This window comes from Delftia sp. Lp-1 (genome assembly GCF_020523835.1).
Lineage (GTDB): Bacteria > Pseudomonadota > Gammaproteobacteria > Burkholderiales > Burkholderiaceae_C > Comamonas > Comamonas acidovorans.
This window is the reverse complement of sequence record NZ_JAJALJ010000001.1, coordinates 2,067,157-2,089,091: the sequence shown is the minus strand read 5'-3', so window position 1 is coordinate 2,089,091 and position 21,935 is coordinate 2,067,157. Positions and strand designations below refer to the sequence as shown.

General features: G+C 69.3%; 19 protein-coding genes. 3 read left to right on the top strand and 16 right to left on the bottom strand.

Annotated elements, in window-relative coordinates; translation table 11 throughout:
- Window positions 1–4: 4 nt before the first annotated feature.
- The 6 genes from dnaE to LGR64_RS09245 all read right to left on the bottom strand — a co-directional run bounded on the left by dnaE (window position 5) and on the right by LGR64_RS09245 (window position 8,677).
- Window positions 5–3,391 carry a DNA polymerase III subunit alpha gene (gene dnaE, locus LGR64_RS09270; protein ID WP_141831644.1) on the bottom strand — a complete coding sequence of 1,129 codons (3,387 nt, stop codon included), beginning with the start codon at window positions 3,389–3,391 and terminating at the stop codon, window positions 5–7.
- Window positions 3,384–4,892 (bottom strand): Y-family DNA polymerase, encoded by a 1,509-nt coding sequence (locus tag LGR64_RS09265; protein ID WP_230355302.1) that lies wholly within the window; start codon window positions 4,890–4,892, stop codon window positions 3,384–3,386. The genes dnaE and LGR64_RS09265 overlap by 8 nt, the downstream gene beginning before the upstream one ends.
- Before the next feature lie 6 nt (window positions 4,893–4,898).
- Window positions 4,899–5,771 (bottom strand): translesion DNA synthesis-associated protein ImuA, encoded by an 873-nt coding sequence (gene imuA / locus LGR64_RS09260; protein WP_141831640.1) that lies wholly within the window; start codon window positions 5,769–5,771, stop codon window positions 4,899–4,901.
- A gap of 90 nt (window positions 5,772–5,861) precedes the next feature.
- On the bottom strand, window positions 5,862–7,226 hold the full coding sequence (locus LGR64_RS09255; RefSeq protein WP_034394715.1) for an HD-GYP domain-containing protein: 1,365 nt from the start codon (window positions 7,224–7,226) through the stop codon (window positions 5,862–5,864).
- Between the two features lie 102 nt (window positions 7,227–7,328).
- Window positions 7,329–7,967: a 3-oxoacid CoA-transferase subunit B gene (locus LGR64_RS09250; protein WP_012206068.1), complete on the bottom strand. Its 639-nt coding sequence runs from the start codon at window positions 7,965–7,967 to the stop codon at window positions 7,329–7,331.
- 2 nt (window positions 7,968–7,969) lie between these two features.
- Window positions 7,970–8,677, bottom strand: a complete 708-nt coding sequence (locus tag LGR64_RS09245) for a CoA transferase subunit A (protein ID WP_013802011.1) — start codon at window positions 8,675–8,677, stop codon at window positions 7,970–7,972.
- 73 nt (window positions 8,678–8,750) lie between these two features.
- On the opposite strand from LGR64_RS09245, the gene LGR64_RS09240 reads away from it, so the two are divergent.
- On the top strand, window positions 8,751–9,293 hold the full coding sequence (locus LGR64_RS09240; protein ID WP_012206070.1) for a PAS and helix-turn-helix domain-containing protein: 543 nt from the start codon (window positions 8,751–8,753) through the stop codon (window positions 9,291–9,293).
- Window positions 9,294–9,556: 263 nt separating this feature from the next.
- Window positions 9,557–11,008: a catalase gene (locus LGR64_RS09235; RefSeq protein ID WP_230355301.1), complete on the top strand. Its 1,452-nt coding sequence runs from the start codon at window positions 9,557–9,559 to the stop codon at window positions 11,006–11,008.
- A 66-nt stretch (window positions 11,009–11,074) separates the two neighbouring features.
- On the opposite strand, the gene LGR64_RS09230 is transcribed toward LGR64_RS09235, so the two are convergent.
- The gene (locus tag LGR64_RS09230; protein ID WP_063325552.1) at window positions 11,075–11,515 is read right to left on the bottom strand and encodes a nuclear transport factor 2 family protein; all 441 of its coding nucleotides are present in this window, start codon (window positions 11,513–11,515) and stop codon (window positions 11,075–11,077) included.
- Window positions 11,516–11,562: 47 nt separating this feature from the next.
- On the bottom strand, window positions 11,563–13,584 hold the full coding sequence (locus LGR64_RS09225; protein WP_230355300.1) for an oxidoreductase: 2,022 nt from the start codon (window positions 13,582–13,584) through the stop codon (window positions 11,563–11,565).
- Window positions 13,585–13,747: 163 nt separating this feature from the next.
- Between LGR64_RS09225 and LGR64_RS09220 the strand changes: the two genes are divergently transcribed.
- Window positions 13,748–14,287 carry a PadR family transcriptional regulator gene (locus LGR64_RS09220; protein WP_016446262.1) on the top strand — a complete coding sequence of 180 codons (540 nt, stop codon included), beginning with the start codon at window positions 13,748–13,750 and terminating at the stop codon, window positions 14,285–14,287.
- A gap of 57 nt (window positions 14,288–14,344) precedes the next feature.
- Here the strand turns inward: LGR64_RS09220 and LGR64_RS09215 are convergent, their stop codons facing one another.
- The 8 genes from LGR64_RS09215 to LGR64_RS09180 all read right to left on the bottom strand — a co-directional run bounded on the left by LGR64_RS09215 (window position 14,345) and on the right by LGR64_RS09180 (window position 21,882).
- On the bottom strand, window positions 14,345–15,268 hold the full coding sequence (locus LGR64_RS09215; RefSeq protein ID WP_230355299.1) for an SMP-30/gluconolactonase/LRE family protein: 924 nt from the start codon (window positions 15,266–15,268) through the stop codon (window positions 14,345–14,347).
- A 22-nt stretch (window positions 15,269–15,290) separates the two neighbouring features.
- A complete protein-coding gene (locus LGR64_RS09210) occupies window positions 15,291–16,199 on the bottom strand; it encodes an amidohydrolase family protein (RefSeq protein ID WP_230355298.1) in 909 nt (302 codons plus the stop codon).
- Window positions 16,200–16,203: 4 nt separating this feature from the next.
- On the bottom strand, window positions 16,204–17,160 hold the full coding sequence (locus LGR64_RS09205) for a tripartite tricarboxylate transporter substrate binding protein (RefSeq protein ID WP_230355297.1): 957 nt from the start codon (window positions 17,158–17,160) through the stop codon (window positions 16,204–16,206).
- Between the two features lie 39 nt (window positions 17,161–17,199).
- On the bottom strand, window positions 17,200–18,204 hold the full coding sequence (locus LGR64_RS09200) for a Bug family tripartite tricarboxylate transporter substrate binding protein (RefSeq protein ID WP_230355296.1): 1,005 nt from the start codon (window positions 18,202–18,204) through the stop codon (window positions 17,200–17,202).
- A 75-nt stretch (window positions 18,205–18,279) separates the two neighbouring features.
- On the bottom strand, window positions 18,280–19,212 hold the full coding sequence (locus LGR64_RS09195; protein ID WP_230355295.1) for an NAD(P)-dependent oxidoreductase: 933 nt from the start codon (window positions 19,210–19,212) through the stop codon (window positions 18,280–18,282).
- Window positions 19,209–19,895, bottom strand: a complete 687-nt coding sequence (locus LGR64_RS09190) for an RraA family protein (protein WP_230355294.1) — start codon at window positions 19,893–19,895, stop codon at window positions 19,209–19,211. Before LGR64_RS09190 ends, LGR64_RS09195 begins: the two co-directional genes overlap by 4 nt.
- Window positions 19,896–19,951: 56 nt before the next feature.
- Window positions 19,952–20,950, bottom strand: a complete 999-nt coding sequence (locus tag LGR64_RS09185; RefSeq protein ID WP_230355293.1) for a Bug family tripartite tricarboxylate transporter substrate binding protein — start codon at window positions 20,948–20,950, stop codon at window positions 19,952–19,954.
- Window positions 20,947–21,882: an amidohydrolase family protein gene (locus LGR64_RS09180; RefSeq protein ID WP_230355292.1), complete on the bottom strand. Its 936-nt coding sequence runs from the start codon at window positions 21,880–21,882 to the stop codon at window positions 20,947–20,949. The genes LGR64_RS09185 and LGR64_RS09180 overlap by 4 nt, the downstream gene beginning before the upstream one ends.
- Window positions 21,883–21,935: the final 53 nt, after the last annotated feature.

The window sequence follows — 21,935 nt, the reverse complement described above, 5'->3', positions numbered from 1 at the left end:
GCCCTCAGTGGAAATTGCGGCTCGCCACGCCGGCACCGCCCAGGCGGCCCAGCCAGCGGCTCATGTCGCGGGCGCGGTGCACGATGAGATGGCGTACGGCGGGCACCTCCTGGCTGGCCTGCTCTGCAGGCGCTGGCTCGCCGCAGTTCTTGCCGCCGCCCCAATCCGAGCTGCTTTGCCAGATGCCCTCCACCGCCAACAGCCGCGCGCCCAGCAAGGGCTCGCCCCAGCGCGTGACGGTATCGGGCCAGACCACCAGGTTGACCGTGCCCGTCTCGTCCTCCAGCGTGATGAAGACCGTGCCCTTGGCCGTGGGCGGGCGCTGGCGCACGGTGACGATGCCGCAGGCCCGCACGCGCATGCCCGGCAGCGTGTCGCGCAGCTCCAGCGCCGTGCGCAGCCCGTGGCGGCGCAGGCGGTCACGCAGCAGGGCCAGCGGATGGCGGCGCAGGCTCAGGCCCGTGGCAGCGTAGTCGAACAGGATTTCCTCGCCCTCGGGCGCGGCGGCCAGTTGCACGGGCGCCTCGTGCACAGGCACGCCCGCAAAAAGCGGGGGCTGCACCTGCAAGGCCGCGGCATCCCACATCTGCTGGCGGCGGTGGCCTGACAGGCCCTGCAGCGCATCGGCCGCCGCCAGGGCCTGCAGCTCGGCGCGCTGCAGCCGAGCGCGCAGAGCCAGGTCCTCGGTGCTCCTGAACGGCGCCTGCGCGCGGACCTGCGCCACGCGCTCGCCCGAAGCCTTTGGCAACTGCGCCACCATGCACAGACCCAGGCGCACGGCCGGCTGCGGCAGCTCGACGCCGGCAATGCGCTCGTGCGGCGCCTCCAGCGTGCAGTCCCAGTCGCTGTGGCGCACATCGACGGGCAGCACGCGCACGCCGTGGCGGCGCGCATCCTGGATCAGCTGCGAGGGGGTGTAGAAGCCCATGGGCTGGGCATTGAGCAAGGCCATCAGAAAACAGGCCGGCTCATGGCGCTTGAGCCAGGCGCTGGCATAGGCCAGCATGGCGAAGCTGTAGGCATGGCTTTCTGGGAAGCCGTATTCGCCAAAGCCCAGCATCTGGCGGAAGATGGCCTGGGCAAATTCGGCGCTGTAGCCGTTGGCCAGCATGCCGTCGATCAATGGGCGCTCGAAGCGGTGCACGCCCCCCTTGCGCCGCCAGGCGGCCATGGAGCGGCGCAGCTCGTCGGCATCGCCCGCCGAGAAACCCGCCGCGATCATGGCGATCTGCATCACCTGCTCCTGGAAGATGGGCACGCCCAGCGTGCGTTTCAGCGCACCCTCGAGCGCGGGCTTTTCCAGGACCAGGGCATCGCCCTGCCGCCGACGTTCGCGCGCCTGCAGATAGGGATGGACCATGCCGCCCTGTATGGGGCCGGGCCGCACGATGGCGACCTCGACCACCAGGTCGTAGAACACGCGCGGCCGCAGCCGGGGCAGCATGCTCATCTGGGCGCGGCTCTCGATCTGGAAGGTGCCCACGGTGTCGGCGCGGCAGATCATGTCGTAGGTGGCGGCGTCCTCCTTGGGAATGTCGGCCAGCTCCCAGCGCGGCCCGCGCAGCGCGGCGCGTGCCTTCAGGCTGCCGCGCAGCACGGTGAGCATGCCCAGGGCCAGCACATCGACCTTGAGCAGATTCATGGTGTCCAGATCGTCCTTGTCCCACTGGATGACCGAGCGGCCCTGCATGGCGGCCGGCTCCACGGGCACCAGCCGCGTCAGCGGCCCGTCGGTCAGCACAAAGCCGCCCACGTGCTGGCTCAGGTGGCGCGGGCTGTCGCGCAGTTGCAGGGCCAGCTCCAGCCACAGCCGCGCACGCTGGGGCGACAGTTGCGGGCAGTCGTCGCCCAGCCGCTCGCGCAGCCGGGCCAGGCGCAGCAGCTTGGAGCGCACCCAGCCCAGGGCGGGGTCATCGGGTTCGGGCTCCGGCTCGGCCGCTTCGTCCTCGGCATCGCTGAACCAGTGGTGCTGCCGGGCCATGGCGTCGATCAGCACCGCATCCACGCCCAGGGCCTTGCCCGCGTCGCGCAGTGCGCCACGCGTGCGCCAGCAGCTGACCACGGCCGTCAGCGCCGCACGGTCACGGCCGTATTTTTCGTAGATGTACTGGATGACGGTCTCGCGCCGCGCGTGCTCGAAGTCCACGTCGATATCTGGGGGCTCGCTGCGCTCGCGGCTGATGAAGCGCGCGATCAACAGCGTCTGCAGGGTGGGATCGACGGCCGTGATGCCCAGGCAGAAGCAGACCACCGAGTTCGCGGCCGAACCCCGGCCCTGGCACAGGATGTCCTGACTGCGAGCGAATCGCACGATGTCGTGCACGGTGAGGAAGTACATCTCGTAGCCACAGTCGGCGATCAGCGCCAGTTCCTCTTTGAGCTTGTCGCTCACCGCGTCGGGAATGCCTTGCGGATAGCGCCCCGCCGCTCCCTGCCAGGTATGCCAGGCCAGGGTCTGGCGCGCGTCCATGCCGGGCAGCACGCTTTCCTGCGGATAGTGGTAGCGGATCTCACTGAGCTTGAAATCGCAGCGCGCGGCAATCTGCAAGGTTGCATCCAGCATGGCGCGCGGATAGATGCCGCCCAGCCGAAACCGCGAGCGCAGATGTCGCTCGGCATTGGGGTGCAGCTCGAAGCCGCACTCGGCCACCGTGCAGCCCAGGCGCAGCGCCGTCACCAGGTCCTGCAGCGGCTTGCGCGAGCGCGCATGCATGTGCACGTCGCCGCAGGCCACGCAGGACAGGCCCAGTAACCCTGCCACGTCCTGCAGGCTTTGCAGCCACAGGCTGTCGTCGGGCGCCAGCAGCAGCTCCACGCCCAGCCAGCAGCCCGGCCCCAGCTGCGCCACGGCGGCCTGCACGGCCTCGGCCATGGCGGGCACATCGCCGGGCAAAAGCTGCGCACGCTGCGGCACAACGATGCATTCGCAGCCTTCACGCAGCAGATGCCAGGGGCTGTCGGCATCGACCAGGTACCGGCCCTTTTCGGCACGGGCGCGCGCTGCGCTGATGAATTCGCAGAGGTTGCCCCAGCCGTTCAGATCGCGCGCCAGCGCCACCACGCGCAGCGGCCCCCAGGCGAATTCGCTGCCATGGATCAGGGCCATCTCGCAGTCGCGCGCGGCCTCGAAGGCGCGCACGGCGCCGGCCACCGAGCATTCGTCGGTCAGGGCCAGCGCCTGGTAGCCCAGGGCCTTGGCGCGCTGCACCAGTTGGGCGGGCGAAGAGGCGCCGCGCAGAAAGCTGAAGTTCGACAGGCAGTGCAGCTCCGCATAGCCGGGCAGGCCCGGGCCCGATGCCATGCCGGACACCGGCCCGGTGGCCTGGGGCGGGGGCTGCAGCCGCTGCAGCTGCGGGGGCGGCGGCTCCAGCAGGATGTCCTGTTCAGCCATAGATGCCTTGCGCAAACCAGGCGGCGGGCGACAGCAGGGCCGGCATGCCTGGCAGCCGCTCCGATGCAGGCGCGCGCTCGCGGTAGATCCAGACATGGCCGACAGCCGCGTTGCTGGCCACGAAATAGTCGCGCACGGCGAGCGCCGCATCGGCCTGCGGCTCTCCCCACCAGCCGGCCTCCAGCCGATAGGGGCCGGCCAGCAATTGCAGCGGCCCCTGCCAGCAGGGGCGGCTGCCCTGCAGGAGCAGAGGCTGGGGCGGATCGAGCAGCCAGGGCGGCAGCAGGTCCTGCCAGGGGTTGGCCGCCTTGCGCGCATGCGCGGGCCGCCGCGGTGCCTGCGGGGTCTGCAGGGCCTCGCAGGCAGGGGTCCAGCGCTGCATGGCCTCGGGCCGGTGGTCCGATTGCAGCTGCGCCACCCGCACGCCCTGCGCACCACGGCGGGCCGAGACGCGCTCCACCCATTCATGCCAGGCCATGCCGCTGGCCGCGCCTGCCCCATCTGTCGCGCCTGCCGTCTCGCCCAGCGGCGCCGGGCCGGGCGCGGCCGGTGGCAGGCAACTGCCGGCATCGGCCGCGAAAGGCGCGGTGTCCAGCGCCACCAGCTCCAGCATGTCCGCAGGCGCGCGCCAGGGCGTGCGGGCCAGGCGTTCGCGCAGCAGGCGCTCCATGTGCTCCAGCGCCTGGGCGGGCCGGGCCGTGCGGATGTCCAGCGCTTCCCAGGCCGGCAGCTGCGTGCCGTCCACGCGCCGCAGATCGTGGTGCCAGCGCAGCTGCAGGCCCAGCACACCCTGGTGGCGGGCCTGCAGCCAGGCCTGCAGCGCACGCAGCAGGGGCCGGGCGGCCTGCAGCAGGGCCTGGGCGTCGCTGGCCGGATAGCCCAGGTCGGCGCGCAATGCAAAGTGCTCGGGCAGCTCCAGCCAGTCCAGCGCATGGGGGCTGCTGCCATAGGCCTGGTCCAGCGCCAGCAGCGCCGGCAGCCCGATGCGCCGCGCCAGGCCCGCGCGCGGCAGGGCGCGCAGCTCGCCCCAGCGGCGGCAGCCCATGCGCTCCAGGGCCGGCGCATGCGGCTCCAGTGCGGGCAGTGTCCAGATGGGCAGTGCGTCGGCAGGCGGCCAGGGCTGGCGCGAATCCGTGCCATGCATGCGCCAGCGCAGACGCGCCAGCGCCTGCCATGCCGTGGCGCCCCGGGCCCAGAACGGCATCCGGGGGCCGCCCGCCTGGCCGCCCTCGGGCTGCTGTTCGCGCAGCGCGCGCAGCAGGCCCAGCAGCATGGCCTGGCGACCGCCCCACAGGCGCTCCACGCTGCCCACCTCCATCAACGCCACGGCCTGCCCTGCCCCGTACCAGAGAGCCACGCGCGGCGTCCAGCGCAGGGCCCACCAGGCCTGCTGCGCGCAGGCACTGCGTTCGCCATCACTGTCACCGTTGCCCTGGCCATCGCCCTGCGCGACATGCAGCGGCCAGGCAATCCAGTGCAGTGCTTGATTCGGCTGTGCCATGGCATCTCACCCCAGGATGTGCGCTGCCGCCTGCAGGGCGGGCGCCTCGGCGGGCAGCAGTTGCCCGTGTCCATGAAGCCAGCGCTGCGCCTCGTCCGCCTGCCGGGTGCGCCGCTGGGCCTGGGCCTGCAGCACGTCCTGCCAGGCCCAGTGGTGCAGCGGCAGCTTCAAGGGATGCTCCAGCGCAGGCCCCCGGCGCTTGAGCAACTGCACGCGCAGGCAGGCTGGCGTACCGCCTTCGCCCGGCTCCCCCAACTCTGTCTCCACGCGCAGCCGCAGCGGCGCGGGCGAGGCCACCGTCTGCAGGGCGGCCGAGGCCTCGCGCCACAGCCACAGAATGCGCCCCTGCGCAGCGGCCGCCCATTGCAGCCGGCGCAGCGTGGCCATGGGCAGACCGGTTGGCAGCCAGGCCAGCACGGCCAGCACGTCGCGGCAGCGCAGTGCCTGCTCACAGACCCAGGCCAGCCCTGCCCCATCGCCTGCCGGGTGGACGCCGGGGTGGGTGTCGGCCTCCACGCAGCACAGCCGGTGCGCCGCCACGCCTGCCGCTTCCAGTCCCGGAGCAAAAGGCCTGCAAGGCGGCGCCACCAGCACCACCTGGCCCGCGCTGCGCTGCATCAGGGCCGCCAGGCCCGGCAGCAGCAGCGGCCACTCGGCATGGCCATGCGCGGGTTGCAGCAGCTCGACCATGGCACCCAGCGGCCAGCCCCCGCCTGGCAATTGCGCATCCAGCAGCGCATGGCCCGAAGGCTGGACCCGCTGCTGCAGCGCCTGCTGCCAGCCATCGCCACGCCACACGCCCTGCAACTGAGGCAGCACACGCGCCGCGCCCGCCATGGGGGCGGGCTGCGCAGGTTGGGAGGCGTGGGGCGTGGTCATGGGGGAAATCTCAAATACTGTATGAATATACAGCATTCTTGATTTCCAAGAGATCCACGGATGTAAAAAAGCCGGGCAAGCCCGGCTGTCTCAGTGCGCTGGCGCTCTCGCTGCGCCGCCCGCTGGGGGTGTGGCGTCGATCTGCATGCAGGCTTCGCACCATTGCGCGACCGCTGTGTCCACGGCGTGGGTGCGGGCGTTAATGGCGGGCCAGCGGCGCAGGCAGGCGTTGACGATGGCCTGCAGTTGCCACAGCGCCTCGCGGCTGAGCAGGGCCAGCTCGCTCATGCCCTGCACATCGTCCTTGAGGTAGGCCAGCAGGTCGGTTTGCTGGCTGGGATGCAGGCCGGCCTCGGCCAGCTGCTTTTTCAGGCCGCCGATGCTGGAGTCGATGTAGACGGCCGCCTGGTGGTCGGGCATGGCCTGCCAGCGCTCGGGAAAAGCCTGGCTGAACGTGTCCCACATCTGGAAGGCGGCCGACAGCGCTGCCACGCTGTGCGTGACCTCGGCCTGCAGCGGCGGCAGCGGCGTGCCCGGCGAGATCTCGTCGTACAGCAGCGGCAGCAGGATGCCGACCAGATCGGCCGGATAGCGGCGGTGGTTCATGCGCAGCATCAGCGACAGGCGCTGGCCAGGCAGGTCCTGGAATTTGTCGAAGAAGGCCGAGACCACCTCGGCCAGCAACAGGATACGGCCCATTTTGGAGATGGCTTCGCCATGCACGCCGCGCGGATAGCCCGTGCCGTCCATGCGCTCGTGGTGCTCGAGCACGGCCATTTCCACGTCCTGCGAATACGCGCCCGCGCCACGCATGATGAGCATGCCCGTGACCGAGTGCGCCACCAGGTGCTTGCGCTCGGCGCCCGTGAGCCGGTAGTTGGGGTCGGTCCAGGCCGGGTCCATGTAGAGCATGCCCACATCGTGCAGCAGGGCCGCCGTGGCCAGCGGACCGCATTCACGCTCGCTCCATTCGCTTTGCAGCGCCAGGTAGACGGCCACCAGCATCATCTGCAGGCTGTGGGCGAACAGCTCGGGCCGCTGCTCGCGCATGACCGTGAGCTTGAAGGCGATCTGCGGCGGCAGCACCATCAGGCGCAGCGGCGCCAGCAGCCGGTCCGTGCCGCCCAGCGACTGCACCAGGCGGCGCATCAGGTCCACGGTCTCGCACTGCACCATGGCCTGGGCCTCGATGGCCAGCACGTCCACGCGGTTGTCCACGCCCAGGTGCTTGTCGATGGGGTCGCGCAGCTTGTGCTTGACCAGGCGCTCGTACATGTTGCCGTCAATGCGCGCTCCCTTGTCCACGAGCTTGACGCCCTTGTCGTTGAAGATGGGCTCGCCGGTGACCACGTTGCAATGCTCGGCCATGTCGGTGACGGCGCGCAGGAAATGCACGCCCTCGTCCTTCCATCCCTGCGCTGTCGGTGGATTGCGCACGGCCGCGACATCCGTCATAGAGGCTCCCATTGGCTCGAAATCTGAAATATAAGCAAAAGAGCCCGCGCAAGGCGGGCTCTCGTTGCGCAGGCCTGCCAAGGCAGGCCGTGCACGGCAACATCAGCGAATCAGCGTCACGCCGGTCTTGGACTGGATGTCCTCGAAGCTCACTTCGGGGGCCAGTTCCACGAGCTTCAGGCCCTGCGGCGTCACGTCCATCACTCCCAGGTCGGTGATGATACGGTCCACCACGCCCACGCCGGTCAAAGGCAGGGTGCAGGCGGGAAGAATTTTGAGGTCGGTCGTGCCGTCCTTCTTCTTTGCCACATGTTCCATGAGCACGATGACGCGCTTGACGCCGGCCACCAGGTCCATGGCGCCGCCCATGCCCTTGACCATCTTGCCGGGAATCATCCAGTTGGCCAGGTCGCCCTTCTCGGACACCTGCATGGCGCCCAGGATGGACAGGTTGATCTTGCCGCCGCGGATCATGGCGAACGACTGGTCGCTGCCGAAGATGGACGAGCCGGCAATCGTCGTCACGGTCTGCTTGCCGGCGTTGATCAGGTCGGCGTCCACGGCATCCTCGGTCGGGAAGGGGCCGATGCCCAGCATGCCGTTCTCGGACTGCAGCCACACTTCCTTGTCACCCGTGTGGTTGGCCACCAGGGTGGGAATGCCGATGCCCAGGTTGACGTAGAAGCCGTCTTCGAGTTCTTGGGCCGCGCGGGCGGCCATCTGGTCTTGGGTCCACGGCATGGTCAGGCTCCTTGTTTTTCTGTGATGGTGCGCTTTTCGATGCGCTTTTCGGGGTTCGGGTTGTGCACGATGCGGTGCACGTAGATGCCGGGCAGGTGGATGTCGTCCGGTGCGATCTCGCCGACCTCGACCACCTCTTCCACTTCCACGATGCAGACCTTGCCGGCCGTGGCTGCGGCAGGGTTGAAGTTGCGCGCCGTCAGGCGGAACTGCAGGTTGCCGCTCTTGTCGGCACGGTGGGCCTTGACCAGGGAGACATCGGGCACGAGCGAGCGCTCCATCACATAGGTCTCGCCGTCGAACTCGCGCAGCTCCTTGCCCTCGGCCACCATGGTGCCCACGCCGGTCTTGGTGAAGAAGGCGGGAATGCCGGCGCCGCCGGCACGCAGCTTCTCGGCCAGCGTGCCCTGGGGGGTGAATTCCAGCTCCAGCTCGCCGGCCAGGTACTGGCGCTCGAACTCCTTGTTCTCGCCCACATACGACGAGATCATCTTCTTGATCTGGCGCGTCTCCAGCAGCTTGCCGAGGCCAAAGCCGTCCACGCCCGCGTTGTTGGAAATCACCGTCAGGCCCTTGGCGCCGCTGTCACGCAGCGCGTCGATCAGGGCCTCGGGAATGCCGCACAGGCCGAAGCCTCCCACAGCCAGCAATTGCCCGTCGGCCACGACGCCCTGGAGCGCCTGCTCCGCGGAGGGGTAGAGCTTTTTCACACATGTCTCCTTCAGATTGGATGCGCTACGATACTACGTACTTGCATAGGTAGTTTTTCGTAAAGATTTGCCCATGGATATAGATTACCGGCTGGCGTTCGAAGCCGCCCCCGTCGGCCTCGTGATCTCGCGCAATCGCACCATGATCGACTGCAACCGCCAGGTCTGCGAGATGTTCGAGGCCTCGCGCGAGGTGCTGATCGGCCAGACCTTCCAGATCCTCTACCCCAGCGCCGACGAGTATGAGCGGCTGGGCGCGCGCATCGCGCCCATTCTCAACGCCCGGGGTTTCTACTCGGACAACCGCATCATGAAGCGCGCCAACGGCGAAACGTTCTGGTGCCATGTCACGGGCCGCACGCTGGACCGCAGCGACCCGCATGCCTCGGGCATCTGGAGCTTCGAGGACCTCAGCGCCCACCGTCCCGTCAAGGCCGAGCTCACGGGGCGCGAGCGCGAGGTGGCGGCCCGCCTGCTGGAGGGGCTTACCTCCAAGGAAATCGGCCGCGCCCTGGCCATAAGCCACCGCACGGTGGAGATCTACCGCGCACGGCTGATGCGCAAGTACGGCGCCTCCACGGCCGCCGATCTGGTCCACAAGCTGGTCTCGGGCTGACAGGGCGACGGCCTACACGGGCCGTATCCGCCCGCGCAACACAATGCCTTGGCAAAAAGCATGCCCGGCACGACGCATGCGGGGGCGGTGAAATTTTTTGGCTATGGCGCAGTTGAGATTTGCCAATCGCCAAAGCCTTGCCGCATCCATAGAACGAAACAACAATAAAAGCAATTCGATAGCACACAGCTATTGATTTTCCAAGCGCCGCGCTGCCTGCGTGCAAGCCGGCGCCGCTACCACCCCTCGATCAAGGAGAGACCATGACCCACAAGCTCACCACCGCCGCAGGCGCCCCGGTTGCCAACAACCAGGACTCGCTCACGGCCGGCCCGCGTGGCCCGATGCTGCTGCAGGACCTGTGGCATCTGGAAAAAATGGCCCACTTCAACCGCGAAGTGATTCCCGAGCGCCGCATGCACGCCAAGGGCTCGGGCGCCTTCGGCACCTTCACCGTGACGGGTGACATCACGCGCTACACCCGCGCCAAGGTGTTCTCCGACATCGGCAAGCAGACCGAAGTGTTCGCGCGCTTTTCCACCGTGGCCGGCGAACGCGGCGCGGCCGACGCAGAGCGCGATATCCGGGGCTTCGCCGTCAAGCTCTATACCGAGGAAGGCAACTGGGACCTGGTGGGCAACAACACGCCGGTGTTCTTCTTCCGCGACCCGCTCAAGTTCCCCGACCTGAACAAGGCCGTCAAGCGCGACCCCTACACCAACCTGCGCTCGCCCGAGAACAACTGGGACTTCTGGACCGGCCTGCCCGAGGCGCTGCACCAGATCACCATCGTCATGAGCGACCGGGGCATTCCGCGCGGCTACCGCCACATGCACGGCTTCGGCTCGCACACCTACAGCTTCATCAACGCCAGCAACGAGCGCCACTGGGTCAAGTTCCACTGGGTCTGCCAGCAGGGCATCGAGAACTTCGGCGATGCCGAGGCCGCCGCCGTGGTCGCCTCCGACCGTGAAAGCAGCCAGCGCGACCTGCTCGAAGCCATCGAGCGCGGCGAGTTCCCGCGCTGGAAGCTGTGCGTGCAGATCATGCCCGAGCATGAAGCCGAGACCTACCGCTTCCACCCCTTCGACCTGACCAAGGTCTGGAGCAAGAAGGACTACCCGCTGATCGAAGTGGGCGTGATGGAGCTCAACCGCAACCCGCGCAACTACCACGCCGATGTGGAGCAGGCCTCGTTCACGCCGGCCAACCTGGTGCCGGGCATCGGCCCCTCGCCCGACCGCATGCTGCAGTCGCGCCTGTTCTCGTATGGCGATGCCGCGCGCTACCGCCTGGGAGTGAACCACCACCAGATCCCCGTGAACGCGCCGCGCTGCCCCTACCACGCCTACCACCGCGATGGCGCCATGCGCGTGGACGGCAACTACGGCGGCACCATCGCCTACGAGCCCAACACCAAGGGCGAGTGGCAGGAGCAGCCCGCCTTCGCCGAGCCGCCGCTGGCCCTCAACGGCGCGGCCGACCGCTGGAACTACCGCGAGGACGATGCCGACTACTTCACCCAGCCCGGCGACCTGTTCCGCCTGCTCACGCCCGATGCGCAGCAGCGCCTGTTCGAGAACACGGCGCGCAACATCGCCGGCGTGTCCGAGCACATCGTGCAAAAGCACATAGCGCACTGCACCCAGGCCGACCCCGCCTACGGCAAGGGCGTGGCCGATGCCATTGCCCGCCAGAAGGCCGGCACGCTCTGACCGGCTGACGCCCACGGCAAAACGCCCCCGCATCGCCGGGGGCGTTTTTCATGGCGCGCCCTGCCCTCAGGCCACGGCCTTGAAGGCGGGAAGCTTGTCGCCCAGCCGCTTGCCCATCTCCGTGCCCAGGGCCTGCAGACCGCTCATGGGGCGCACCATGACCTCGAATTCCCGGATCAGCCCCTGCTCGTCGAAGCGGATGAAGTCGATGCCCTTGAGGTTCTTGCCGCCCACGCTGGCGCTGAACTCCAGCACCACGTCCAGGCCGTCATCGCTGGCCATCTGGCGGTGGTAGGTGAAGTTCTCGAAGACCTGGACCACGGTGGACAGCGCCAGCATCAGCGCGGGTGCCGAGGCATAGGGCGTGTTGGCCATGGGCGAGCGGAACACTGCATCGGGATGGACGATGGTGTGCAGCTCGCCCAGGTCGCTGGCGGCAACCATGCGATGCCACAGCTCCAGGGAGCGGGCGACTGCGGGATGGGCGTTCTTCGGGGGCTGGGACATGCTTGTCTCCTGGTGGTTGAGGTTGAAAACGGAATCGGGCGGCGCCCTCAAAGGCTGGCCGCCAGCGTGGTGCCTTGCACGATGGCGCGCTTGGCGTCGAGTTCGGCCGCCACGTCGGCGCCGCCGATCAGGTGCACGCTGCAGCCCGCCGCGCTCAGGGCCGCATGCAGCTCGCGCTGCGGCTCCTGGCCCGCGCAGAGCACGACGTTGTCCACCTCCAGCAGTTGCGGCTGGCCGTCCACGGTGATGTGCAGGCCGGCGTCGTCGATGCGCTCATAGGCCACGCCCGAGCCCATGGCCACATTGCGTGCCTTCAGCGAAGTGCGGTGTATCCAGCCCGTGGTCTTGCCCAGCTGGTCGCCCACCTTGGTGGACTTGCGCTGCAGCAGGTGCACGCGACGCGGCGAGGGCTCGGCCTGCGGCTGCGCCAGGCCGCCGGCCCGGGCGTAGTCCGTGTCTATGCCCCACTCCGCATAGAACTTGCGGGGCGCCACGGCGCCGCTGTCGCCGGCATGGGTCAGGTACTCGGCCACATCGAAACCTATGCCGCCCGCGCCGATGATGGCCACGCGCTCGCCCACGGGCCTGTCGCCCTGCAGCACGTCCAGGTAGCCGAGCACCTTGGGATGGTCCACGCCGTCGATGGCGGGAACGCGCGGCCGTATGCCCGTGGCCAGCACGATCTCGTCATAGCCGCCCTCGATGAGCTGGGCGGCCTCCACGCGGTGGCCCAGTTGCAGCGCCACGCCGCCCAGCTCCAGCTGGCGCCGGAAGTAGCGCAGCGTCTCGTGGAACTCCTCCTTGCCGGGCACCTTCTTGGCAATGTTGAACTGCCCGCCGATCTCGCTGGCCGCATCGAACAGCGTCACCGCATGGCCGCGCTGCGCGGCGGTGACGGCAAAGCTCAGGCCCGCCGGGCCGGCGCCCACCACGGCGATGCGCTTGGCGGCGGGCGCAGGCGCAATCACCAGCTCGGTCTCGTGGCAGGCGCGCGGGTTGACCAGGCAGGAGGTGATCTTGCCGCCAAAGGTATGGTCCAGGCAGGCCTGGTTGCAGGCAATGCAGGTGTTGATCTCGTCGGCACGGCCCTGGCGTGCCTTGCGCACGAAGTCGCCATCGGCCAGCAGCGGCCGGGCCATGGAGACCATGTCGGCATAGCCCTCGGCCAGCAGGCGCTCGGCCACTTCGGGCGTGTTGATGCGGTTGGAGGTGATCAGCGGGATGCCCACCTGCCCCATCACGCGCTGCGTGACCCAGGCATAGGCGGCGCGCGGCACCTTGGTGGCGATGGTGGGGATGCGCGCCTCGTGCCAGCCTATGCCCGTGTTCAGCAGCGTGGCGCCTGCGGCCTCGATGGCCTGGGCCAGCGCGATCACTTCCTCCAGCGTGGAGCCGCCCTCCACCAGGTCCAGCATGGACAGGCGGTAGATGATGATGAAGTCCCGCCCCACACGCTGGCGCGTGCGCCGCACGATCTCCACCGCAAAGCGCATGCGGCCCGCGTAGCTGCCGCCCCATTCGTCATCGCGGTGGTTGGTGCGCGCAGCGATGAACTCGTTGATCAGATAGCCCTCCGAGCCCATGATCTCCACGCCGTCGTAGCCCGCATGCCGGGCCAGGGCTGCGCAGCGCACGAAGTCCTCTATGGTCTGCTCCACCTCGTCGCTCGTCAGCGCATGCGGCACGAAGGGGTTGATGGGCGCCTGCAGCGCGCTGGGCGCCACCAGCCCGGGCTGGTAGGCGTAGCGGCCGAAGTGCAGGATCTGCATGGCGATCTTGCCGCCCTCGGCATGGACGGCCTGCGTGACGATGCGGTGCTGGTCCGCCTCGTGTTCGTTGACCATCATGGCGCCGCCCTTCATGGGCCGGCCGCGCTCATTGGGGGCGATGCCGCCCGTGACGATCAAGCCCACCTCGCCGCGCGCCCGCTCGGCGTAGAAGGCGGCCATGCGCTCGAAACCGTTGGGCGCCTCTTCCAGTCCCACGTGCATGGAGCCCATGAGCACACGGTTTCTGAGCGTGGTGAAGCCCAGGTCCAGTTCGGCATTCAGGTGGGGGTAGTGGGTCATGCCTGTCTCGCTTTTTTATGCAACTGATTGCATGAATGTAGTCAGCCTCCTTTATTTATGCAACTGGTTGCGCAAAAAATTGCAGAAATGACTGCAGCGCTTGGCCGCACCTCCATGCAGGCCCGTAAGATGGCGCCCAGCTCCAGCGCCTTTCTTGTTGCCGATGTCCCTGCCACACGCCCTTCTCACCGCCTTGGTCGAGCACCCCTGCTCGGGCTCGGAACTTGCCGAGCGCTTCGACCGCTCCATCGGCTATTTCTGGAATGCCACGCACCAGCAGATCTACCGCGAACTCGCCCGGCTGGAAGAGGCGCAATGGATCGAGGCCCTGCCCGCCGAATCCGGCCGGGGCCGCAAGCGCCAGTACCGCATCCTGCCCACGGGCCGCAAGGAGCTCAAACGCTGGGTAGCCGAGCAGGAAGACCCCAAGCCGCTGCGCGAGGAATGGATGGTCCGCCTGCGTGCCGAGGCGGTGGTGGGCCCCTGCGGACTGCAGGACGAAGTGCAGCGGCTGCTGGCACTGCACCAGGCGCAGCTGGACGTCTACCAGCGCCTGGAGCAGCGCGACTTCCTGGACAAGCCGCCCACGCGCGAGCGGCGGCTGCAGCATCTGGTGCTCAAGGCCGGCATACAGCAGGAGCAGCTGTGGATAGGCCTGCTGCAGGAAGCCCGGGAGATCCTGGACATGCCGGCCAGGCCCTGAGGAACGGTTGCGACGACTGAGACGGCTGAGACGGCTGAGAAGGTCGAAACGGCCGCCTCAGCCCTTGTTCAAGCCGTGCAGCGCCAGCCCCGGCGCCTCCAGCCGGGCACGCAGAATGCGCCCGTGCGTGGAGTCCGTCACATACAGCGTGCGGCGGTCCGCACCGCCAAAGGCCAGGTTGGTGAGCGAGCTTCCCGGCACGCCACGCAGCACCTGCACGGGCTCGGCGCGGTGGTTGAGCACCCACACCAGGCCCAGGCCCGGGTTGGCCACCAGCAGCCGGCCCTGTTCATCCACGGCCAGCCCGTCGGGGCCGCTGGGGCCGTAGGAGGTGAAGAACTGCCCCACCTTGGCCACGCTGCCATCGGGCAGCAGGGGCACGCGCCAGACGCAGTTGCCGCGTGTCACGGCCAGGTAGAGCACGCGGCCGTCGGGCGACAGCGCCACGCCGTTGGGGCTGGGCACGTTGGCCAGCAGCAGGTCCAGCCGGCCATCGGGCCGCAGGCGGTACAGGCGGCCGCTGGGATCGTGCAGGCCGCTCTGGCCCTGGTCGGTGAAGTAGAGGTTGCCCTCGGCATCGAAGACGAGGTCGTTCACGCCCTTGAAGCGCTCGCTGTTGCGCCGCTGCAGATAGGGGCTGACGCGCCCCGTGGCCACATCCAGGCGCATCAGCCCGTTCTTGTAGTCGGTGATCAGCAGCGTGCGCTCGTCAAGGAACTTCATGCCGTTGGGCTCGCCGTCGTACTCGGCCACCAGGGTCCAGGCGCCTTGCGGATCGATGCGGAACACGCGGCCCCAGGGAATGTCGGCCACGTACAGATGGCCGGCCGCGTCGAACACCGGCCCTTCGAGGAAGGAGTCGGTCACGGCGCCGCTGCGGTTGGCATCGGCCCAGTCGCTGCGCTCGGGGCGGCGCAGGGCATCGGGCATGGTGGTGAACGATTCGAGGTCGCAGACCTGGGGAGCTTGCAGCAGAAACATGGTGTCTGTCTTTCTTGGAGTGTCAGGCCGCGCCGTCGAAGCCATACAGCCTTGCGGGGTTGCCCACCAGGATGCGGTCCATGGCCTCGTCCGTGCCGGCCCAGGCCTGCAGCAGATCGACCAGATCGGCATCGTTGACGGAGCCCGGCGCCTCGGTGGTGTGCGGCCAGTCGCTGCCCCAGACCAGGCGCTCGGGCGCGGCGCGCACCAGGTCGCGGCCCAGCGGCAGCGTGTCGGCATAGGAGGGGCCGCCCACCGATGAACGCATATAGGCGCCGGAGAGCTTGACCCAGGTGTTGCCGCCGTCGAGCAGCCGGCGCAGCGCGGCATGGGCCGCGCCCTCCACGCCAGCCACGCCCTCAACGCCTTCAGCCGGGTCGATGCGGCCCAGGTGGTCCACGACCAGGGGCACAGGCAGCGCGCCCAGCACGGGCTCCAGCGCCACCAGCTGTTCGGGCTGCACAAAAATCTGCACATGCCAGCCCAGCCGTGCAACCCGGTGCGCCAGCGTGACCAGCATGTGGGCCGTGGTCTCGCCCCAGGACTGCGGCGAGACAAAGTTCACGCGCAGCCCGCAGACGCGGTGCGCGGCCAGCCGGTCCAGCTCGGCATCGGCCACGTCGTGGGCGACCACGGCCACGCCGCGCGCCACATCGCCCAGGCGCTCCAGCGCATCGAGCGTGCAGGCGTTGTCCGTGCCATAGGTCGAGGGCGTGACCACCACGGCGCGCGAAGTGCCCAGGCGCTGCTGCAGTTGCCGGTACATGGCCACGTCGGCATGCGGCGGCGTGCGCGGCCAGTGCGGCGACGGTGCAAAGCGCGCATCGAAGATGTGCATGTGGCTGTCGCAGGCCAGCGGCGGCAGCGTGCGGAAAGGCCGGTTGGTGCCGGCCGAATGCGCAACGGCGATGGTCGATGCGTTCATGGCCATGCGCTCAGTCCAGCACGATGGCGCCCTTGCGCACCACCTCGCCCCACTTGGCGTCTTCCTTCTGGAGGAAGGCGGCGAACTCGGCCGGCGTCGTTCCCATGGGCTGGGCGCCCAGGTCGCTCAGGCGCTGGCGCACCTCGGCTTCCTGCAGCACCTCGGACAGCGCCTGGTGCAGGCGCGCGGCCACGGGCTCGGGCGTGCCCGTGGGCAGGAAGATGCCGTTCCACTCATAGGCCTCGTAGCCGGGAATCACGGTCTCGGACACGGTGGGCACATCGGGCAGGCGCGCCGAGCGCTGGGGCGCGGCCACGGCCAGGGCGCGCAGCTTGCCACCCGTGACCAGCGGATAGGTGGCCGCCATGGTGCCGAACATGAAGTCCACCTGCCCGCCCATCACATCGGCAATGGCCGGCCCGCCGCTCTTGTAGGGCACGTGGACCATGTCCAGATCCAGCCGCTGGCGCAGCAGCTCGGCCGCCAGGCGCTGCACCGTGCCGCTGCCGCCCGAGGCGAAGTTGATCTTGCCCGGCTGCGCCTTGGCCCTGGCGGCCAGGTCGGCCACGCTGCGCACGGGCGAGTCGGCCTTCACCACGACCACATTGGGCATGAGCAGCACCAGCGACAGCGGCTGCAGCGCGCTGCGCGCATAGGGCAGCTTGGCGAAGAGATGCGGGTTGATGGAAAACGGCGTGGCGTCGTAGAGCACCGTGTACCCGTCGGCGCGCGCCTTGGCCACCTGGCTGGCGCCAATCGTGCCGCTGGCGCCGGGCCGGTTGTCCACGATGATGCTGGTGCCCAGCCGCGCACCCATGCGCGTGGCCAGCAGGCGCGCGGCCGCGTCAGCGCCGCCGCCGGGCGCATAGGGCACGACCAGGGTGATGGGACGCTCGGGAAAGGCGGCCTGGGCCACGGCGGCGGCCAGGGCGCAGGCCGCGATCAGGGTTCTGGCAAGGAATTTCATGGCTTGTCTCCAGTTTTTTTCGAGGGGGTGGCGGCCGAATCAATCTGCCTTCAGGTTCAGTTCGCGGGCGATCTGCGCATAGGAGGCCGCTTCGCTGGCCACGCGCTGCGCGAAGGCGCTGCCGCAACTCGACTCGGCATCCATGCCCAGGCCATGCAGCTTGTCCGCGGCCGATGCACTCTTGGCAAACTCCACTGCCACGCGCTCCAGCGCCTGGGCCACGCCGTCGGGAATGCCGGCCGGCGCGAGCACGCCATACCAGACATCGGCCGAGTAGTCGCCGCCGCCCGCTTCTGCAAAGGTGGGCACCTGGGGCAGCAGGGACGCGCGTCTGGGCGAGGCCACGGCCAGCGCCGTGAGCTTGCCGCTGCGCACCTGGGGCAGCACCGAGCCCAGCGTGGCGAACGAGCTGTCGAGCTGGCCGCCCATGAGATCCGTGACCACGGGCGCCGCCCCCTTGTAGGGGACGTGGTTGAGCTTCAGGCCCTTGGCCCGCGCAAACATCTCGGTGGCGAAATGGCCCGAACTGCCCATGCCCGCCGTGCCGGCCGTGACGCTGCCGGGCCGGCTGCGCGCCTGGTCCATGTACTCCTGAAGGCTGCGCGCCGGCATGCCCGGCCCCACGACCAGCACCGTGGGGCTGCTGGCCACCGTGCACAGCGGCCGGAACGAACGCACCACGTCGAACTTCACGCGGCCCTGGTACAGCGCCGGGATCATGCTGTGGTTGGTGGCGCCGAACAGCAGGGTGTAGCCATCGGCCGGCGCACCAGCCACGGCCTGCGCGGCCACGATGGTGTTGGCCCCGGGCTTGTTGTCCACCACGAAGGGCTGGCCCAGCGCCTTGCCCGCATGGTCGGCAAAGGCGCGCGCCACCACGTCGGTGGGGCCGCCCGCCGCAAAGCCCACGACCAGCCGCACGGGCTTGGCCGGATAGTCCTTCTGCGCCAGCGCGGGCTGGGCGCCCAGCGCGGCCAGCCCCATGGCGGCCAGCAGGCCGCCGCGCAAGGCCAGGCGGCGGACCTCTTGAAAATTCCTCGACATCGCTTGTCTCCTCAAATCACATGCATGCACATGCATGGGCCAAGGGCGCGCACGGCGCCCCTGCCCTGCCCTGGCTCAGGCGCCGGCCGCCGCAGGCACGCGGGCCAGCACCTCCAGCACATTGCGTGCCGCGCCCACGCCCATGTTCACGTAGGCATCGCCGGTCACGCCGCCGATATGGGGGCTGAGCACGAAGTTCCTTTCGCCCTGGAACGGATGGCCGGCCACCATGGGCTCCACCGCAAAGCTGTCCAGCCCTGCAGCCGCCACCTGGCCCGAGCGCACGGCAGCCAGCAGCGCGGCCTCGTCGATCAGGCCGCCGCGTGCGGTGTTGACCACGATCACGCCGCGCCTGCAGGCCGCCAGCGTGGAGGCGCCGAGCATGCCCCGGTTTTCCTCGGTCAGCGGGCAGTGCAGCGAAATCGCATCGGACTCACGCCAGATGGTTTCCAGGTCCACGGGCTGCACGTAGGCGGGCAGGTTCTTTGCGAAGGGATCAAAGCCGATCACGCGCATGCCCAGCGCATCGGCCATGCGCGCAAAGCGCAGGCCAATGGCGCCCAGCCCCACCAGGCCCACGGTGCGCCCGCCCAGCTCCAGGCTCTTGTGCGTGGCCTTGTCCCAGTGGCCTGCGTGCATGCGGGCATCCAGCGCCACCACCGACTTGGCGCAGGCCAGCAGCAGGGCCAGTGCCTGCTCGGCCACGGCCGCCGCATTGGCGCCAGCGGCGGCCACCACGGCAATGCCGCGTTCGGCGGCGGCCGCCTTGTCGATGGTGTCCGTGCCGCTGCCGTGCTTGGAGATCACGCGCAGCGAGGGCGCCGCGTCCATCACGGCCGCGCCCACCTTGCCGTAGCGCACGATGATGGCCACGGGATCATGGGCACGGCACAGCGCGACCAGGTCCTCTTCGGTGGGCGTCTTGCCCGCATAGACGATCTCGTGCCGGGCCAGCAGTTCCAGAGCCTGTGGCGCCAGATCGGCGCCGGTGACGATGATGGTGCTCACAGCGATTCCCCTTCCTTGAGCACGCCGGCCGCGCGCAAGGCCGCGGGCAGCCACTTCGATGCCGTGTCGCCGCGCGCAATGGCCTCGATGCGGGCGGCCTCGTCAGCCACCTTCTTCACGGCCAGCTCCAGCATGGCGGGGGCCTTGGCGCGCTCGATGACGACCACGCCATCGGCATCGCCCACCACCAGGTCACCGGCGTTCACGGTCGTGCCACCGGCCGAGATGGCGTGGTTGATGCGGCCCGGCACGAACTTGGTCGGGCCTGCGGGATTGAAGCCTGCGCTGAACACGGGGAAGTCCAGCTCCAGCAGCTCCAGCCGGTCGCGGATGGCGCCGTCCACGATGACGCCGGCCAGGCCCAGCTTCTTGCAGGCGCTGAGCATCAGCGTGCCCATCAGCGCGGCGGTCTGGTCGCCCTTGCCGTCGATGACCAGCACGTCGCCGGGGCGGGCCAGCGCGATGGCGGCGTGGATCATGAGGTTGTCGCCGGGGCGCACCTCGACGGTGAAGGCCGGGCCGGCCACCTTCATGCCCTGGTGCACGGGCGCCACGCGCGAATGCATGGTGCCGCGGCGGCCCGCCACGTCGGCCAGGATGGCGGCCTGAAAGCCGGCTGCGCGTTGCACGACTTGGGCGTCCACGCGCTGTATGTCACGGATGATTTCTGGGAGTTGGCTCATGATGGTCCAGTGAGATGGGGGAAGAAAAACAGGAAGATCAGGAAGATGTGCGCGCGTCAGTCGGCCTTGATGCCGGCCTCGCGGATGAGTTGGGCCCACTTGGCGGAGTCGGATTTCTGCAGCTCGCCCAATTGCCGCGGCGTGCCGCCGACCAGGGTCACGCCCAGCCGCTCGGCCAGCGCCACGACGGCCGGGTCCTTGAGCGCCTGGCCGATCTCCTGGTTCAGGCGCTGCACGATGGCGGCCGGCGTCCTGGCCGGTGCAAAGACGGCCTGCCACTGCTCGACCACGAAGTCGGGGATGCCGGCCTCGGCCATCGTCGGCACGGCCGGCAGGGCCTTGAGGCGCTCTGCCGAGGTCACGGCCAGCGCGCGCAGCTTGCCGCCCTGCACATGGGGCAGCGCGGCCGCCACGGGAGCGAACATGAACTGCACCTGCCCCGCCAGCGTGTCCTGCAGCGCGGGCGTGTCGCCCTTGTAGGGCGCATGGATGAAGCGCACGCCGCCCTTTCTTTGCAGCAGCTCGCCCTGCATCTGCAAGATGGTTCCGCTGCCGCCCGAGGCAAAGGCCAACTGGCCCGGCTGCGCCTTGGCGGCGGCCAGCAGATCGGCCACCGACTGGAAGGGCTGGGCCGCGCCCACCACCAGCAAATGGGGAATGGTGCCTATGGTGATGACGGGCTCGAAGCCCGCAATCGGGTCATAGGGCAGCTTGCCCATGAGGTGGGGCGCAATCGCCTGCGGGCCGATGGAGGTGCCCAGCAGCGTGTGGCCGTCCGGCGCCGCCTTGGCCACGTAGGCCGCGCCGATGGTGCCCGTGGCGCCCGCGCGGTTGTCCACGATCACGGTGCTGCCCAGGACCTTGCCCAGGTGCAGTGCCACCTGGCGGCCCAGCACATCGGTGCTGCCGCCGGGCGGGTAAGGCACGACCCAGGTGATGAGCTTGCCTGCCGGCCATGCGGGCTGCGCCTGGGCGGCGGGGCTGCACAGCGGCCCCAGCAGGGCCGCGCCGCCTGCGGCCAGCAGTGCGCGGCGCGCGGGATGGAAGGTGTTCATGATTTGTCTCCTGCTTGTGTGCAAAGCGATGGCGGCGCTGCGGTCTCGAAGCCGTACAGCGCCTGGGGGTTGTCCACCAGCACGCGCTGCAGCGTGGTGGCACCGCCGGCATGGGAGGTCCAGTCGGCCAGGCGGTCGATCTGGCGGGCGTCATCGGGCAGGGGCTGCATGCCTGCCAAGGCGCTGACATGCGGCCAGTCACTGCCCCAGAGCACGCGCTCGGGCGCGCAGCGCAGATAGCTGGCGGCCAGGGCATCCAGCGCCGGGTCTTCGACCGACTGCAGCGCGCTGACGATGTAGCCGCCGGACAACTTGACCCAGGCCCGGCCGCCCTCCAGCAGCTCCAGCAGCAACGCATGGCCCGCATGGCGCCCCGCCTGCACCGGGGCGATGCGGCCGAAGTGGTCGAACACCAGCGGCACCGGCAAGAGCCGCAGCACGCCGGCCAGGGACGCCAGCAGGTCCGGCGCCATCAGCAGCTGCAGGTGCCAGCCCAGCGGGGCGATGCGGCGGGCCAGCGGCACCAGCAGCTCGGCCGTGCCCGTCACGCCCAGCGACAGGTTCAGCCGCACGCCGCGCACGCCCAGGGCGTGCAGGCGCTGCAGCTGGTCATCGCTTTCACTGCCATCGATCACGGCCACGCCCCGCGCCTGCGGGCCCAGCGCAGCCAGCCCATCCAGCAAACAGCGGTTGTCGCTGCCATAGGTGGACGGCGTGACCAGCACGCAGCGCGAGGTGCCCAGGCGCCGTTGCAGCACGCGGTAGTCGCCGGCCGAGGCATCGGGCGGCAGCAGCCGCGCGCCCGGGGCTGCCGGGTAGCGGCCGTCATAGACATGCACATGGCAGTCGCAGGCATCCGGGGGCAGCACGGCACGAGGCCGGGCGCTGCCCTGCGAGAAACGGACGGGCACGGCAAGGCTGTCGCAGTCCATGGCGAGATCTCGATGGAGGAAGAAAAAGGAAGGGAGGAGGAAGCGCGGAGGAA